Below are 16,129 nucleotides of genomic sequence, written 5' to 3' on the forward strand. Positions count from 1 at the left end.
CACCTTATGGGACAACCTCAACATTGAATAAATAGATAAATACTCTATTCTGCTATATTATTTTTGAGTGGCAAGTTTCTCACGGGCGGCTTTCCAGTCAGCCTGTGCTTTATTAAAGTCATCCATAGACATCGGTTTCTCTAACAGATGCTGTCCTTTATAACGTAATAATGAAACACCAAAGGGAGCATATTCTCCTTCAAAAACATTTTTCTTATCCACCACATAATATGTGCTGCTGATGGCATACGGTACTACCAGAGCATGCTGTATTAAATAAGCTTCGGCCTTGGCAAAGGCTTCATATCTTGCATTAATATCAATTGGAATTGCTTTCGCTGCATCGACCAAAGAATAATATTCTTTCACCGTATCAGCAACACCATCTCCATTGTTCATGGCTTTGTCCATAAAGTTATAGGAGTTTTCTGCAGTAAAAGGATCTGTCCAGGTCTGAGGATCTGCATAGTCAGCGCCCCAGTTACATAACATGAACGCGTATTTACCAACTCGGCGTACCTGGGATAAGAAGTCGGTACCAGGACCTGCTTCTACAATAATATCAATATAATCTTTTCCAAGTAATGCTTCTAACTGCTGTTCTACAACTACACATTCTTTATCCCAGTTCGTTGTAGTCGGGTTGTAAGGCATTAATACCTTAACCGGGAAGGTTACGCCTTCTGCCTTTAATTCTTCCATGGCTTTATCTTTATATGATTTTGCTGCTGCTTCGTCAAAGCTGTCTTTTTCCGTAATCGCTTTTAAATCTCCAAATTCCGTATAGTCCTTACCGTTAAGGTCAACAAAGCTTGACGGGTTAATGGTGTTATTCAGACGGGCTTTCGGATCCTGCGGTTCACTGATGGTAAGAGCTTTAACACGGTCTAATCCTGCTTTTAAAGACTGACGGAAGTTTTCATTATTGACCGCAAGCTTCCAGTTATCCGGTTCGTATTCGGCATCGAACTGAGGATCGAAATTGAAGGTGTAAAAATAGGAATAAGAAGTTTTTATACGGGTCTTGCTTACCATGGAGGAACGTTTGGAGTCGGATAACCAGTCATTTGCGATATCTGCACCGATTTCTGCATAATCAATTTCATTGTTCTCTGCCATAATCGGGGCAAGGGTGGTTGCTTCTGAGTTATAGGTTTCATCAATTTCTTTTATGTAAACTTTATCCGCATCCCAGTAATGTGTATTCTTTTTATAAACATGTTTTTCCTGGGGAGCAAATTCACTCAAAAGATATGCTCCGTTATAGTACATCTTAGTATTATCCGTACCATAATCTGCTCCCAGCTGCTCTAACAGGGGACCATAAGCCGGCATATAACAAACATAAGTTAATGAAGATAAGAAGTAGGGAGTAGGATTAACCAAGGTGTATTGTAAGGTATAATCATCTAAGGCTTTCACTCCTACTTCCGAAAAATCTATATTCAGGTTATTGCCTTCTACTTCTTCGGTTTCCGGGTCATCTTTAACCTGGCTGTTATAATATTCATCCGCATTTTTAATGATTCCGAAATAATTCTGTGCAGTCGCACTTTCATAAGCAGGTGTTAATATGTATTTTGCAGCACTTACAAAGTCATTGGCAGTTACATCACCCATTTCATTGCCCTCGTAATCATACCATTTCTGACCCTGACGTATTTTAAAGGTATAGGTAAGACCGTCATCACTCATCTCCCAGGATTCTGCAAGGGATGGTTTTATCTGACCTAAATTGTCATATTCCACCAGGGTATCAACAACGTTGGCACCAATGGTAAATTCATTTTCATTACCGGTTACCAGATAGTTCATTGTGGTAACTTCGCTGGAATAAAGTTTCCTGTAAACGGAATCACCATCTGCTCCGCCTTTTTTGCCGCAGCCGGAAAAGATTGATGCGGTTAAAGTCAGTCCTACTGCTAATGCTATTAGTTTTTTCTTCATAAACTTCCTCCTCTTTTATCTATAATAAAATAAAGCTATCGCTTTTGTATAAATTTTGTGTAATTTGATATTTGTTCGAATCCTTCCAGCTTGAGATACCCTGGAAAAAGCATTTAGTTAAGTATGATAAAATATTAACGCAGCAAAGTGAAAAGGTATATTAGACATTGAACTATTTTCTCTCTCCGAATCTTTCAAACATGCCAATGCCGCATGCCCTCCTACGTCGTTTTTTCCTTTCGGCTCAAATAATGTATGAATCTTGTTTTTTGTTTTATTTCTTTATTTCATGACAGTATCCCCAAAATATAATTCGAATACTTGTATGCAATAAAACATAATTAAGTATACCTTATCCTGCCCACTGATTCAAGTCTTATAGACGAAAATAGATAACTATTATAAGAAACAGGGAGTCTTTTCAATTCCAATTCCCGGAGTTTCATTCATATAAATCATATTTTCCGCATATACCGGTCCACCTGTAAAAGGGTCTGTTTTACACAGAGACGGACCGTCTAAATCTGCTCTTGTAATTATTCCCTTAGCCGCTGCCAGATGAGCCGCCGCACTGACGGATAGCTTACCTTCAAGCATGCATCCAATCATGCACTCTACCCCGTAGATTTCAGCAATATCACAAATCTTTAAGGCATTATAAATGCCACCGGTTTTCATAAGCTTAATATTAATCAGATCCGCAGCTCCGTTTTGGATAAGCGTAATGGCATCTTCTGCTGAGAATACACTTTCGTCTGCCAGAATAGGGGTTGCCACCTGACTGGTCACAAACTGCATGCCTTTAAAATCATGTGCCGGTACCGGTTGTTCTACCAGTTCGATATCAAGTCCCTTATCCTCCATAGCACGGATAATCTGTACCGATTGTTTGGCCGTCCAGCCCTGATTGGCATCCACTCTGATTTTAATATCAGGACCAATCGCTTTACGGATTTCTGTAATACGTTCCAAGTCTTTTATGCCTTCTTTGCCGACCTTTATTTTTAATATCCGATAGCCTCCTTTTACTGCATCCAGACTATCGGCTACCATTTCCGGTATGGAATTGACACTGATTGTAAGATCAGTCTCCACCTGATTCGTATTGCCTCCCAGCATTTTATAAAGAGGTGTGTTATGCTGTTTGGCATACAAGTCGTAAATAGCCATATCAACCGCGGCTTTGGCAGAGGTATTCTTAACCATGCAGGAATTTAGCTTGCGGAAAATACCATCCAGATTATCTAGTTCCATACCCATTAAAGCAGGGGTTATAAAATCTTTTACGGCCGTTATAATAGAACCTTTGGTATCACCGGTTATTACTGCAGTAGGAGGTGCCTCCCCAAATCCTGTGAGTCCCGTCTCCGTTTCGACCTTAATAATTATATCCTCCACATTATTAACTGTCCTTAGAGCTGTTTTAAATGGTCTGGCCAAAGGTATGAAGATTTCTCCGACTTCAATATTTTTTATAATCATAATTTAAACTCCAGTCTGCCAATCTGCTGTTTTATAAAAGATCAAATCCTGTATATCCTTGCTGTTTATTCACTCATACTAGCTCCCATTGCATGCCGCATCTGCTCGCAGATGTGGCACTGCCTCAAATCAGGGTGTGAAATGTCTTTTGATTTCACACTAAATCCATTTATTGGTCAGGAAAGAATCCTACTATTACTTCATATTATGTACAAGCTTCTGTTCTTATGACTGTAACTGTACCAGAGAGGCGGTGATATCCTGCATCAACCGTTCAAAGGCAGGAACCTCTACCTGATTGCCACAGAAACAGACCACAAAAGGCTGAGGTGCATATACGATTCCTACATCATGAGTAATACCGTCATCCTCGCCGGTCTTATGGGCCACTTCCATTTTGCCATGAATATGAAACGGTATTTTTCCATTTAATCTTTGGTTTTTTAAAATTCGGAGCATTTCCAAAGAGGACTCCGGAGAAATCAATTCACCGAAATACATCTTTTCAAACAAAGAACCTATATCATAGGCAGATATATAATTTTGGACCCCCAGGGCCGATTGTTTTGAATCAAATAATAAACGATTTATTTTTGTATTTTTAAGGCCAAGTTTTCCCAGTGTGGAATTGATCTGTTCCATTCCCAGATATTTAATCAACAGATTCGTTGCGGTATTATCGCTTAATATAATCATTAAAGTGTATAGATCCTCAAAGGTTACCATAAGTCCATCATGCATATACGATAAGGCACCGCAGGAGGGTAGTTTATCTTCCTTTTTGATTGATATCATACCGTTTTTATCCAGAGTCCCGACTTCTATTCTGGAAAATGCTTCTACTAAAACCGGGATTTTTATCACGCTTGCTGCCTCTAACGGAATATTTTGCCGAAACCCTAAGGTCTCTCCTGTTATCAGGTTTTTGTAATAAAAACTGACTTCTCCTTCAAATGATTTTAATTGTTCTAAAATAGTTTCCTTCACGGGTATTACCTCTTTCATCTTATATAATACATTGCCGGTTTATATAAAAATGGGAGTAATCCCATGACTACTCCCTCGTTTATTATAGTTACTTATTATAGTAAATACCATCTTTTATGTCAATACTTTTTTGAGACTCAGCGAACGATCGCACCTGGCTTTCTGCGTTACTCCAATGATATGCAGTTATTTCCCAATGCAGATGATATGCAATTATTTCCCAATGCAGTTGACAATATTGTAAGAAGGATATATGATATGGAACAAAACATAGCAAGTTTTTGATAAAACAAAAGCATAGTAAGGAGGAATCACATGAGTTATGTCCCAACTGTTGAAGAAGCTTATGAGTTATTAAAAAGGTTCAATAAGGAGGAGTTCCACCTAAAACATGGGAAAATCGTCTCCGGAGTTATGGGTTATTTTGCCAGGGAGTATGATAATACCAAAATAGACTACTGGAGAGTCGTTGGTATGCTCCATGATCTGGATTTTGAACTTTATCCTGAGGAACATTGTATCAAAGGACAGGCATTAATGAAAGAATTGGATTTGGAGGAAGGTATTATAAGAGCAACCGCAAGTCACGGTTATGGAATCACCGTGAATATCAAACCAGAATTATTTATGGAAAAGATCCTCTATGCTGTTGATGAATTAACAGGTTTAATTGGTGCGGTGGCTATTATGCGTCCTTCTAAAAGTGTATCAGATCTTGAGGTTAAATCCGTCATGAAAAAATATAAAACTACTAATTTTGCCGCCGGATGTTCCAGAGAAGTAATCAATAATGGTGCCGATATGTTAGGCTGGGATATTAAGGAACTAATTGACAAAACAATACAAGCTATGAGAAGTCTGCTTCCAGAGATGGAAATATAATATTGAAATTTTATGGGACTGCCGTAAATTTATGAATGATAGTACCTGGCTATTATCGACTTCTTCTCCCTCAGGTAATTCTCATTCATTAATTTTTTGACAGTCCCCACTTATCTTTTACTTAATTGGATCATAACCAATGACAGTCCAGATTCCAGTAGAATCCTGCCTTATCAGCCGTTTTAAGTAAACACGGCTTACTATGGTTTTATCATCTTTTATTTCCGCTATAGCTATTTCTCCGTTGTTCTTTATTAAAATGATATCCTCATAAGCAATCGGATAATCGCCCTCAATTCCTTCTGGCGAAATTAATAAACTGGCAAATACCTGCGTTACAAAGATTGGGTCCAGCTTCCAGGGCGAATGACCGGCATCAACGCTTTTCTGCTCATTTTTTTCTGCTTCCCAATTTACAGGAATTTCGACTTGAGGAATTCTGCCTCCGGTTTCCTTTCTCATCTGCTTACCCTCCATCTTATTTTGATACTTATCAGTAGACCTATATTAATGTCACTTTTACTTTTTAACAATTGTTATATTTCTCCTGTATATATCTTGACTACCTTATTATGTTTAGCCAGGGATTATTAAGGTTACTTGTTTCAATACTCCGGCCGATTGATGTCTTGGTTATTTCCGGCATTCTTATTTTAGTCCTGGATTTTATTTTTATCTTGGTTATTATTATTTTGGTTATTTTTATCTTGGTTATTTTCATTTTGGTTATTATTATCTTGGTTACTATTATCTTGGTTACTATTTGAGTTATTACTATTTGGGTTATTACTTTCTTGGTTGTTTCCCTTCTCGCCGCCTGATTCTCCGCCCTGAGGTGTTTCATCAGTATTATGCTTTGGAATGTTATTTAGATTTTTATCTTTATTCTGGAGATACAACTCCACAGAAGGGTCCTTTATTTCGTAGATACGTCCCCATTCCTTTGTCTCTGCATTCTTAACCGTCTCCGAGCGGTTCTGGTATAAGAATCTGATAATGTCGTAACAGTCAATCCAGATTTCATTTACTCCCTCTTTCTGGGATTCATCAAATATAAGCTGCATACCAAAATGTAAATGAGGTGTGTCAATGTTATTGACATTTTCATTGGCACTATAACCAGTCCTGCCAAGATACCCGATCACATCTCCGGCCTGTACGATGCTGCCTTCTGCAAGAGATTTATTATAAGGGAAATTTTTTCTCAAATGAGCATAGTAATAATACCGTTTTCCGTCAAAACTCCTGATTCCAATCCGCCAGCCCCCATACTGGTTCCATCCCAGGGCTTCCACGTAACCCGATTCCACAGCTACCACCGGTGTTCCCACCTGCCCCATCATGTCATGCCCCAGATGTCTTCTCTTATATCCGTAACTCCTGGATACACCAAAATCATCATAATCACTATAAGGGAAAAACTTTGCAATAGGCAGAAAAGCCTTAAGCCCATACTTTTTAACCCAAACTTTTTCCTCAGGATTCTCTTCACTTGGTACCTGAATCTCATATTCCCCAACAAATCCACCAAGTACCGCACTGTAAGCCTGATAGTAGTAATTATAATATTTTAACCCCTCCGTAAGGGAACTCATTGTCGCTTCCTTACTATCTAGCTTACGTACCAGTTCATTTATGTCCTTCTCCTTATACCTGGAAAAATCCCCTCCATACCTGGTCCCAAGATAAGCCAAAAGTTCAATCCAGTTTAATTTCACTTCTTTTGTCTGTGATGCAACATCATATTCATATGCCTTCCCCATTGCAGAGGAGCAAACATCAAAATCCACCCATTTTATGTAATTCGCTGTATCCGAATTAGGGAAAAATGCGTCTATGATTTTTTCTTTATAATTTCCATAAATGAAATAAGAACCTAACAGAAATAATAATATCAGTTCACTCAATACTGCGTATTTTAAATTGACCCTTTTTAACATGAATACCCTCACTTACAAACTATGGTATAATATTATGTTTTAATGTATTTTCCTAGTACATATAATTGTGGGGACTTGTATTGGGAATTTGTATTGGGAACTTGATAAAATCAGCTTTTATGGTTGTGATGAAAGTATTGCTTGTAATCTCGTTCAGAAGCTTAGTATTCTGAGTCTGAATTCACTAATGACTTTTTTCTGCGGTAAAGCAGAGTGAAAAGGCACAAACTCCGAGCAAAGCTCGTCAAACAGTGTGCCTTTTCACTCTAAACCGCATAAAAATGTCATAAGTGAATTTTCAGACTCATAATAAAGCGCTTCTGAATGAGATTACAAGCAATACTTTCAAATTTAGGTTTTGAAGCTGATTTTATCAAGTTCAATTTACTCTTTCATATTTTTAGAATTATAAGAATTATTAGTTTTGTTAGTTTTATTTATTGTTTTAAATCACCAAAGATGCAAAGTACTTTCACCACCAATATCAGCTTTGCCTAACAAACTTCCGGAACACTAGGAGGGGGAGTGGTTTCTTTTGTATTTATTAGAAAGAACCACCCTTGTTCTTATGTTTTTGCATTTACGCCAATCACTGAATAACAGGCTGTTTGAGCCATGAGCCCATAACTAACTGCTGAAACAACCTGCAAACCACATGGCGAGTTCCTGTTTTTCAGTGATGTCCTAAGTAAATGCAAAAACATTAGAACAACGTGGTTCTTTCTCTAAATACAAAAGAAACCACTCCCCCTCCTAGTGTTCTCAATACCTCAAAAGCAAAGCGTCCCCCCCAAGCTCTATCCCTTAACTCTTCGACAAACCCAAAAACAACCTTTCTATTCTGGGAAAATATGCTATAATAGAATTATAGGAAATAAATCGGAGGCATAAATAAATAGAAGGGATATAAAAAAGCTTCCATAAAAAACATATCCCTGAGAAAGAGGTTAACATGAATACAGAATGGTCACTGGACATACTTTATAAGAGCTATCAGGATGAAGCCTTTCAAACTGACTTAAAGAAAATCAATGAAATAATACAGACAATAAAAGGGTATACGGCTAAGCTGGACGAGTACGACGAAGAGACTGCAATACCTGCTCTCATTACCTATCTTGAGGAATATAATGTACTAATTGCTAAATTGAGTTCCTATGTTTTGTTACGTCAGTCAACCAATACTACCGACAGTGAAACAACCGCCCTACTTGGCAAAATTGAAGAACTGGAAAGTAAATTATCAAAAGAGATGGCTATAATTAAGAAGTATTTTGCAAAAGCGGATAAACTGGACCAACTTCTTGAGACAAATGAAAAGCTAAAAGGTTACAGATATTTCTTTGAAGAAATCAAAAAAGATGCAGATTATGCTTTAAGCGATGAAGTAGAAGAAGTTATAGCAAAACTGAATCTGTCTGCCGGTTCCGGCTGGTCAATGATGCAGCAGTACCTAACCTCCACCCTTAAAGTAGATTATAACGGCGAAAAAACCACCCTCTCCGGCATCCGTAATTTAGCTTACAGTACTGATTCCGACGTGAGGAAACGTGCATATGAAGCAGAACTGGCTTCTTACGATAAAATCAAGGATGCCGTTGCTTTTTCCTTAAACAATTTAAAATCCCAGGTAAATACCATAGTAGAATTAAGAGGTCATAAATCTGCCCTGTCAATGACCCTGATCCAGTCCAAAATGAAGCAGGAAACCCTGGACGCTATGTTTACGGCAATTGATGAATATTTACCCAAATTCCATGCTTATCTTAGAAGAAAAGCCGAACTCCTTGGTCATAAAAACGGACTCCCCTGGTATGATCTGTTTGCACCAATGGGTGAAACCAGCAGAACCTTTACCACCGAGGAAGCAAAAACATATCTGGTAAAGCACTTTCGCGGTTTTGCTGATGACTTGGCAGATATGATTGAAGAAGCTTTTGACATGGAATGGATTGACTTCTATCCACATCCCGGTAAAGTAGGCGGTGCCTTCTGCGATAATCTTCCCTATGTAAAAGAAAGCCGTATATTAACCAATTTCGATGGTACCCTAAGCGATGTGGTTACTCTGGCACATGAATTAGGACATGCTTATCATGGTCTTAACATTCAGGAACATCAACCCTTAAACTGGGATTATTCTATGCCGGTAGCAGAGACTGCCTCTACCTTTAATGAAACAGTAATTATGAATGCTGCCATTAAAGAATCCGACGGCCAGGAAAAATTAGCACTGTTAGAAAGCCAGCTGCAGGATGTTACCCAGATTATCTGTGATATCTATTCCAGGTTTTTGTTTGAGAGTGCAGTATTTGAAAAGCGAAAAGATTCCTTTTTATTTGCTTCGGATTTGGAACAGATTATGTTAGATACCCAGAAACAGGCTTATGGAGATGGACTTGATCACTCTCAGCTTCATCCCTTTATGTGGGTTTGCAAAAGTCACTATTACCGCGATTCCCTGAATTTTTATAATTTCCCCTATGCCTTCGGCGGTTTATTTGCAAGAGGCTTATATGCCCAGTATCAGTCGGAGGGGGCAGCTTTTGTACCTAAATACCGCGCACTTTTAAAGGCTACGACCGTCTGCTCCGTAGAAGATGTCGCTTTAATGGCAAAGATTGATCTGACCACCCCTGAGTTCTGGAGACAAAGCCTTAAGACCGTATCCGATTCCATTGATTTGTTCTTAGAATTAACAAAATAAGGCTTACAGCTAATAATTTTCTTTCATTTAGAAAAGAATGAGAATAGTAAGAAATAACCTAGTTGCATTTAACTGAGAAGAATATAACAAAGGAGAACAAAACTCAGGAGAATAAACTCAGGAGAATAAAAAACACCGTTCAGTTTAGCAGAAGCCAGAGCTTCTATATACAAAACGGTGTTTTTATTAACGTATCGTTTGCTCTCTTTCCCTTTAGTTAATGAATAAGGGCATGAAGCTTCCATTTGCCGCTGATAAACCGTATAGTAAAACATATCATACGGAACAGCCAGTCAATGGTCATAGCAATCCAAACTCCCAGAACTCCTAACCCTATCACTTTCGCCAGAATATAGCTAAAGCCAATCCGCCAAACCCACATGGATATAATGGAAATAACCATAGTATATTTAACATCATTAGCCGCTCTTATAGCATTGGGCAGTGTAAAGGAACCCGGCCAGATAATGCTGCTGCATATGCTGTGATAGATAATTAACTGCAGAGCGAGTGAGGTGGTTTCCGGAGACAAATTATAGATACTCACAATAGGATACCGAAATAAGATAACCACAATATTTAGAATAATCATAATGAGGTAAGTAAGTTTTAATAATTTCACAGCATATTTCTTAGCCTGATCATAATCACGGGCACCTACGCACTGTCCGACTACTGTAATCATGGCAAGACCGATAGCGGAACCTGGAATAATTTCAAGTCCGGCAATGTTGTTAGCTACTGCGTTGGCAGTTATCGCTACTGTACCAAAACTGGCGGTTAATCCCTGGACTAATATCTTGCCGATTTGAAAGATGCTGTTTTCCAGACCATTGGGGACTCCGATATGTAGGATCCGCTTTACCATTGGCAGATTAAACCCCAGCCGTAAGATTGTATCGATATGGATGGGGTTGTTTTTATTGCGAATCAGGAAAAGCATAATCATGGCCGCTGATATTCTTGCCGTCAAAGCTGCTATGGAAACCCCCATGACCCCCATATGAAAAACCGATACCATAGTAGCACTTCCAACCATATTGATTATGTTCATTATTAAAGATGCAAACATTGAAATCTTGGAATTACCCATAACCCTGAAAAGTGCGGCACAGGAATTATAAATTGCCAAAAAGGGAAAAGATAATGAAGTGAAGTAAAAGTATATCTTAGCATTCTTCATAACTTCTGCATCAATATTACCGTATATTAATTTTAATATATGATAATTGGCAATCAAGGAAATTGTCATAATAAATAGAGCAATAATAGTCGATATCAACATTAACTGTCTGGCTGCCAGACAGGCATTCTCATTTTCCTTATGACCAAGGTATTGTGCCGCCACAACAGCTCCGCCTGTGGCCAGAGAAGAAAATATTGTAATTAATAGTATATTAAGGGTATCTACTAAAGATACTCCGGATACAGCTACCTCTCCTGCTTTTGCAACCATTATGATATCAACCATTCCGACGGTAACAGCCAGTATCTGCTCGATGATAAGCGGGATAATTAATTTATATAGTTGTTTATTTGTGAACATGCTCTCTACTCCTTGGTTGTCCTTAGTTCCTGGATGACCTGTTTTATGTCTTGCTTAACCCATGGATTTTAAGTATATGTTTTGTATCATAACATAATGAATTTTTCAAGGCAATGTTTTATATTGTATAAATAATTTAATTTAATTTCTAAAAGTACATGAAAAATTTTCTCAAAATTTTTTCCCAAAATTTTTCTAGTATTTATTTCAAAAAAGTTATTGACATTAACGCAGCGTAATCGTTTATCATGAAATCTGCAAGAAGCAATCCGATTAAAATGTTGACTAAATAGTTAACCTGTAAATAGAAAGCGCGCGTCTATAAAAGGGTAATACTTTAATCAAATATTTAATCAAAAGCAGGATGGTTATGCAAAACAATTTACAGCTTTCCACATTCTAATTTAGGATAGCCGTTTAAGCGGCAGATCGAGGTGATTATGGAATATACAGTACAGAAATTAGGCAAACTGGCAGGCGTTAGTACAAGGACCCTCCGGTATTATGATGAAATAGGACTTTTAAAGCCTGCCAGAATAAATTCATCCGGCTACCGGATATATGGCACGAAAGAAGTTGACCGGTTACAGCAGATCCTTTTCTTTCGTGAACTGGGAGTCAGTCTGGATAGTATAAGGGATATTGTGACCGCTCCTTCCTTTAACGGGCTAAAAGCCTTACAGGAACACCATGAAAAGCTTCTTGAAAAAAGAGAACAACTAAACCAATTAATTGCTAACGTAGAAAAGACGTTGGCCGTAACCGAAGGGAGAACAATTATGTCCGATAAAGAAAAATTTGAAGGCTTTAAACAGACCATGCTGGATGAGAATGAAAAGAAATATGGAAGAGAAATCCGCGAAAAATATGGTGACGATACAATAGAAAACTCCAACCAGAAATTTAAGAATATGACACAGGAACAGTATGAGGAAGTAACTAACCTTGCAGAAGCAGTCACAGAAAAACTAAAGGCTGCCTTTAAAACCGGTGACCCGGCAGGAGAACTGGCACAAGAAGCTGCCGATCTCCACCGCAGATGGCTTTGCTATTACTGGGACAATTATTCCAAAGAGGCACATGCAGGTATTGCGCAGATGTATGTGGACGATGAGCGTTTTACAGCATATTATGATAAGGAACAACCCGGTACAGCCAAATTTTTAAGAGATGCCATTCTAATTTATACTGGTACCAGCTATAATGAAAAACAATAGACTTGATAAAATCAGCAAGGTAGATGATTAAGAAAGCATTGATTATGCTATGTTCCTCACTATGCTCGTCAAACAGTGTGCATTTTGAGTCTGAACCCACCTGAAAAAGTCATAAGTGAATGATCAGACTTAGAATATTGCGCTTATGAAACATAGCATACTCATGCTTTCAATTTAGCTTTAGGGCTGAATTTATCAAGTGTTATTAAGTTTCTTAGCCGCACCGAAGTTTGAGTAATATAATTAATTTGTATACGTAGTCATATTTAAGGGACTTTTGCAAAGTAGAGACATTTTATAAACTGAATTCGTCCGGAATCAAAGAATTTGTCTTAATTTACATCAGTCCCTTAATTTAAATATTTTTAATTATTCCAAAGCAAAGGGATCTGTCTCCTGGTCGGAATTCCATATGTATTCAATATTTGATGCTATTTCCTTCGCCTTTTCAAGCCCAAAATGATCGGCTATAAAACCTAGTGACATATCCATCCCGGCCGATACCCCGGAGGAAGTGTAAAACTTGCCGTCCCTTACCCATCTGGCTTTTTTTAGCCAGATCACCTCCAAGCCCTGGGACATAACCCAGTTGAAGGCTTTTTTGTTGGTAGTGGCTCTTTTATTTTTTAGCAGCCCGGTTTTTGCTAAAAGTGCAGAGCCGGTACAAACAGTTAAACAGTACTGGGATTTTTCAGCTATGATTTTTAATTGGTTTATAAATGTCTCATCAGAAACCAATGTCCTGGTCCCTTGTCCTCCCGGTATCAAAACGATTCCATCGATATCTTCTGCAGGAAGCTGTTCGGTTACCACCTGGGTCCCCTGCCTGCTTATTATAATGCCGCCTTGTAAGGAATAATAGTGTAACGTATACTCGGGCAGCTTGCCAAAAATCTCAACAGGTCCAAATACATCCAGGGTTTCAAAATCCTGAAATAAAATAATATTAATATTCATTGTTCCCCCTTATATCTTATATTACAATTTTTACACAGTTCCATAAAATCCTTAGCGGATTTTGTATGCATTTTATTTTTATGATAGATAAAGGAATAAAACCTCTTTAGTGTCAGTCCTTCCACTTTAACATGGATGACTTTCCCCTCCTCTAAATCCTGTTTGATTAGCTGATAAGGCAGAACCGACAGTCCTAGTCCTTCACTTACTGCCTTTACAATAGCTCTGGTACTCACACTTTCCCAGACCGGCTTAATCTCAATACCATGAAGCAGCATGGAACTTTCAAACAGTTCCCGCCCCCCGCTTCCTTTTTCCCTCATAATAAAATCATAAGAAGGCAAGGAAGTGATATCCGCTTGACCTGCTATGGATAATGGGTGGGCAGGCCCGCAGATTAACACCAGTTCATCTTCCATAAACGTTTCACTCTTAATCTGCGAGTTATGGGTAATACCTTCAATCAATCCGAAATCAATATCATTTGTCATAATCCGTTTCTCAATATCTACAGAATTTTCAATAATAACCTGAACCTTCATAAAAGGGTGGTTTTCACGAAAAAGTTTTATATAATCCGTTAGCAGAAAATTCCCGATGGTTATGCTGGACCCAATTCGAAGGATTCCAATGGTATCCCAATTTCGCATCTCTTTTTCCATAATATCAAAGAGGGATACAATATGAACAGCATAATCCAGAACCTTTTTACCGGCCTCCGTAATATATAATTTTCTGGATATTCTGTCAAAAAGCTTGATGCCATAATAATCTTCCAGTTCCCGGATTGCAAGACTTACCGATGGCTGTGCAATAAAAAGCTTATCCGCTGCGGCCGTCACACTATTACACTGACAGACCGTCACAAAAATTTTCATATGTTTAAGAGTCATGGTATTCCTTTCGCAATTAAAATCAATACTATCATTAAACCCTAACAGACACGCAGCAATTATTTCAACAGCAAATGTAAGGTATCTATATCAAATAGATTGGTAATTTTAATTATAAACTTCTATAACGTACATTATATAACAAAATAATTATAGATTCAGCAATACAATACGATTCTTTTGACAACCATCGTATGACAACTATCGTATGACAACTATTGTTTTATAGTCATGAACAGAAAGGAAGACACCATGAAGGAGAAATGGAACTTGTACTTAAAGTTATTTACCTCCACGTTTATCCTCAGTTCCATTACCTTTGGAGGGGGATATGTCATCGTACCATTAATGAAGAAAAAATTTGTTATGGATTTAAAATGGATCAGCGAGGAAGAAATGATAAATCTAATTGCAATTGCCCAGTCCTCACCCGGTGCCATTGCAGTTAATGTTTCTATCCTAATGGGCTATCATATGGCCGGTTTGATAGGAGTATTATTTTCCCTTTTAGGCACTGTTCTGCCGCCATTTATTATATTATCAGCCCTTTCCTCTTTTTATAGTGCATTTTGTGACAATCCCTATATTAATGCACTCTTAAAAGGTCTGCAAGCGGGAATTGCCGCTGTTTTGACTGATGTAATACTATCTATGGGCAGTTCTATTGTAAAAGAGAAAGAGGTTATATCCATTCTTTTAATGATTGCCGCATTCTTAATCACTTACTTTATCAAAATAAATGTCGTAATCACCATTCTTGCCTGCGGCATGACCGGCGCTTTACTCAACATAACCTTAAGAAAAATAAAAGGGAAGGAGGAATAAGATGATCTATTTAAAACTAATCATAAGCTTCTTTCAAATTGGTCTCTTTAGTATCGGCGGCGGTTACGCCGCTCTGCCCCTCATCCAAAATCAGGTGGTGGAACTCAATAAATGGATGACTATGACTGAATATACGGATATGATAACAATATCCGGAATGTGCCCCGGTCCCATAGCAATCAATGCGTCCACCTTCGTAGGCATGCAAGTCGGCGGCATGCCAGGCGCCATAGCAGCCACCTTCGGCTGTGTACTTCCTTCCAGTATTATTGTCTTATTACTGGGTTATCTATACAGAAAATTCAGGAATCTGCAGCTTGTACAGGGTATCCTTAACGGATTACGCCCAGCCGTAACAGCCCTCATCGCCTCGGCTGGAATCTCAATCCTAATCCTTACCTTCTGGGGCAATAAAGGAATTACATTGAAGCCGTCTGATCTTAATATAATATCCCTATTCCTGTTTGCTATAAGTCTCTACGTAATAAGAAAATATAAAGCTAACCCAATTTATGTAATGTTTGGCTCAGGGCTCCTTGGCCTTATCATCTATGCCGTACAAAGAGTACTATAACTTTTATGCCTTCTTTTCTTCCTTGGGAACATCCTTGTAATAATAACTATTGTTCCCACAATTATTACCGATACCCTGCTTAATGGGTGCAAGAAGAAAACCAAAAATCACTCCCGTTAAAAAACAGATTATATACACGAAACCCTTCTTCTTTTTATCCATAAAAAATCCT

At 38.2% G+C, this 16,129-nt stretch carries 15 protein-coding genes; 6 read left to right on the forward strand and 9 right to left on the reverse strand.

Features of this window, described 5'->3' with window-relative positions:
- Nucleotides 1-57: 57 nt before the first annotated feature.
- From QA584_RS20450 to QA584_RS20460, 3 genes are all read right to left on the reverse strand, one after another.
- A complete protein-coding gene (locus QA584_RS20450; protein ID WP_278270957.1) occupies nucleotides 58-1,947 on the reverse strand; it encodes a peptide ABC transporter substrate-binding protein in 1,890 nt (629 codons plus the stop codon).
- Nucleotides 1,948-2,346: 399 nt separating this feature from the next.
- Nucleotides 2,347-3,429, reverse strand: coding sequence for a dipeptide epimerase (locus tag QA584_RS20455; RefSeq protein WP_278270958.1), 1,083 nt, complete (start codon nucleotides 3,427-3,429; stop codon nucleotides 2,347-2,349).
- A 225-nt stretch (nucleotides 3,430-3,654) separates the two neighbouring features.
- The gene (locus QA584_RS20460) at nucleotides 3,655-4,416 is read right to left on the reverse strand and encodes a serine hydrolase (RefSeq protein WP_278270959.1); all 762 of its coding nucleotides are present in this window, start codon (nucleotides 4,414-4,416) and stop codon (nucleotides 3,655-3,657) included.
- Between the two features lie 63 nt (nucleotides 4,417-4,479).
- Between QA584_RS20460 and QA584_RS20465 the strand changes: the two genes are divergently transcribed.
- On the forward strand, nucleotides 4,480-4,701 hold the full coding sequence (locus QA584_RS20465) for a hypothetical protein (RefSeq protein ID WP_278270960.1): 222 nt from the start codon (nucleotides 4,480-4,482) through the stop codon (nucleotides 4,699-4,701).
- Nucleotides 4,702-4,731: 30 nt separating this feature from the next.
- Nucleotides 4,732-5,298 (forward strand): hydrolase, encoded by a 567-nt coding sequence (locus QA584_RS20470; protein WP_278270961.1) that lies wholly within the window; start codon nucleotides 4,732-4,734, stop codon nucleotides 5,296-5,298.
- 117 nt (nucleotides 5,299-5,415) lie between these two features.
- Here QA584_RS20470 and QA584_RS20475 read toward each other — a convergent pair whose 3' ends face one another.
- A complete protein-coding gene (locus QA584_RS20475; protein WP_278270962.1) occupies nucleotides 5,416-5,760 on the reverse strand; it encodes a hypothetical protein in 345 nt (114 codons plus the stop codon).
- Nucleotides 5,761-5,951: 191 nt separating this feature from the next.
- Nucleotides 5,952-7,238: a M23 family metallopeptidase gene (locus QA584_RS20480; RefSeq protein ID WP_278270963.1), complete on the reverse strand. Its 1,287-nt coding sequence runs from the start codon at nucleotides 7,236-7,238 to the stop codon at nucleotides 5,952-5,954.
- Between the two features lie 952 nt (nucleotides 7,239-8,190).
- On the opposite strand from QA584_RS20480, the gene QA584_RS20485 reads away from it, so the two are divergent.
- Nucleotides 8,191-9,945, forward strand: coding sequence for a M3 family oligoendopeptidase (locus QA584_RS20485; RefSeq protein WP_278270964.1), 1,755 nt, complete (start codon nucleotides 8,191-8,193; stop codon nucleotides 9,943-9,945).
- A gap of 217 nt (nucleotides 9,946-10,162) precedes the next feature.
- On the opposite strand, the gene QA584_RS20490 is transcribed toward QA584_RS20485, so the two are convergent.
- On the reverse strand, nucleotides 10,163-11,491 hold the full coding sequence (locus QA584_RS20490; protein WP_278270965.1) for an MATE family efflux transporter: 1,329 nt from the start codon (nucleotides 11,489-11,491) through the stop codon (nucleotides 10,163-10,165).
- A 440-nt stretch (nucleotides 11,492-11,931) separates the two neighbouring features.
- Here QA584_RS20490 and QA584_RS20495 point away from each other — a divergent pair, with 440 nt between their 5' ends.
- Entirely contained in the window at nucleotides 11,932-12,708 is a 777-nt protein-coding gene (locus QA584_RS20495; protein WP_278270966.1) for a MerR family transcriptional regulator, read from the forward strand.
- Nucleotides 12,709-13,077: 369 nt separating this feature from the next.
- Here QA584_RS20495 and QA584_RS20500 read toward each other — a convergent pair whose 3' ends face one another.
- Both QA584_RS20500 and QA584_RS20505 read right to left on the reverse strand, forming a co-directional pair.
- Entirely contained in the window at nucleotides 13,078-13,665 is a 588-nt protein-coding gene (locus tag QA584_RS20500) for a DJ-1/PfpI family protein (protein ID WP_278270967.1), read from the reverse strand.
- The gene (locus tag QA584_RS20505) at nucleotides 13,662-14,543 is read right to left on the reverse strand and encodes a LysR family transcriptional regulator (RefSeq protein WP_331487692.1); all 882 of its coding nucleotides are present in this window, start codon (nucleotides 14,541-14,543) and stop codon (nucleotides 13,662-13,664) included. Before QA584_RS20505 ends, QA584_RS20500 begins: the two co-directional genes overlap by 4 nt.
- A 267-nt stretch (nucleotides 14,544-14,810) precedes the next feature.
- Between QA584_RS20505 and QA584_RS20510 the strand changes: the two genes are divergently transcribed.
- Nucleotides 14,811-15,383: a chromate transporter gene (locus QA584_RS20510; RefSeq protein ID WP_278270969.1), complete on the forward strand. Its 573-nt coding sequence runs from the start codon at nucleotides 14,811-14,813 to the stop codon at nucleotides 15,381-15,383.
- A 1-nt stretch (nucleotide 15,384) separates the two neighbouring features.
- Nucleotides 15,385-15,957, forward strand: a complete 573-nt coding sequence (locus QA584_RS20515) for a chromate transporter (protein ID WP_278270970.1) — start codon at nucleotides 15,385-15,387, stop codon at nucleotides 15,955-15,957.
- A gap of 3 nt (nucleotides 15,958-15,960) precedes the next feature.
- Here the strand turns inward: QA584_RS20515 and QA584_RS20520 are convergent, their stop codons facing one another.
- Entirely contained in the window at nucleotides 15,961-16,119 is a 159-nt protein-coding gene (locus tag QA584_RS20520; protein WP_278270971.1) for a hypothetical protein, read from the reverse strand.
- Between the last annotated feature and the right edge of the window lie 10 nt (nucleotides 16,120-16,129).

Origin of the sequence: Anaerocolumna sp. AGMB13025 (assembly GCF_029689925.1) — a bacterium.
Taxonomy (GTDB): Bacteria; Bacillota; Clostridia; order Lachnospirales; family Lachnospiraceae; genus Anaerocolumna.

What these genes read in the sequence shown, in the direction of transcription:
- QA584_RS20450 (WP_278270957.1), bottom strand. Translation starts at nt 1,947, where the DNA reads ATGAAGAAAAAACTAATAGCATTAGCAGTAGGACTGACTTTAACCGCA.
- QA584_RS20455 (WP_278270958.1), bottom strand. Translation starts at nt 3,429, where the DNA reads ATGATTATAAAAAATATTGAAGTCGGAGAAATCTTCATACCTTTGGCC.
- QA584_RS20465 (WP_278270960.1), top strand. Translation starts at nt 4,480, where the DNA reads ATGACTACTCCCTCGTTTATTATAGTTACTTATTATAGTAAATACCAT.
- QA584_RS20470 (WP_278270961.1), top strand. Translation starts at nt 4,732, where the DNA reads ATGAGTTATGTCCCAACTGTTGAAGAAGCTTATGAGTTATTAAAAAGG.
- QA584_RS20475 (WP_278270962.1), bottom strand. Translation starts at nt 5,760, where the DNA reads ATGAGAAAGGAAACCGGAGGCAGAATTCCTCAAGTCGAAATTCCTGTA.
- QA584_RS20480 (WP_278270963.1), bottom strand. Translation starts at nt 7,238, where the DNA reads ATGTTAAAAAGGGTCAATTTAAAATACGCAGTATTGAGTGAACTGATA.
- QA584_RS20485 (WP_278270964.1), top strand. Translation starts at nt 8,191, where the DNA reads ATGAATACAGAATGGTCACTGGACATACTTTATAAGAGCTATCAGGAT.
- QA584_RS20490 (WP_278270965.1), bottom strand. Translation starts at nt 11,491, where the DNA reads ATGTTCACAAATAAACAACTATATAAATTAATTATCCCGCTTATCATC.
- QA584_RS20495 (WP_278270966.1), top strand. Translation starts at nt 11,932, where the DNA reads ATGGAATATACAGTACAGAAATTAGGCAAACTGGCAGGCGTTAGTACA.
- QA584_RS20500 (WP_278270967.1), bottom strand. Translation starts at nt 13,665, where the DNA reads ATGAATATTAATATTATTTTATTTCAGGATTTTGAAACCCTGGATGTA.
- QA584_RS20505 (WP_331487692.1), bottom strand. Translation starts at nt 14,543, where the DNA reads ATGAAAATTTTTGTGACGGTCTGTCAGTGTAATAGTGTGACGGCCGCA.
- QA584_RS20510 (WP_278270969.1), top strand. Translation starts at nt 14,811, where the DNA reads ATGAAGGAGAAATGGAACTTGTACTTAAAGTTATTTACCTCCACGTTT.
- QA584_RS20515 (WP_278270970.1), top strand. Translation starts at nt 15,385, where the DNA reads ATGATCTATTTAAAACTAATCATAAGCTTCTTTCAAATTGGTCTCTTT.
- QA584_RS20520 (WP_278270971.1), bottom strand. Translation starts at nt 16,119, where the DNA reads ATGGATAAAAAGAAGAAGGGTTTCGTGTATATAATCTGTTTTTTAACG.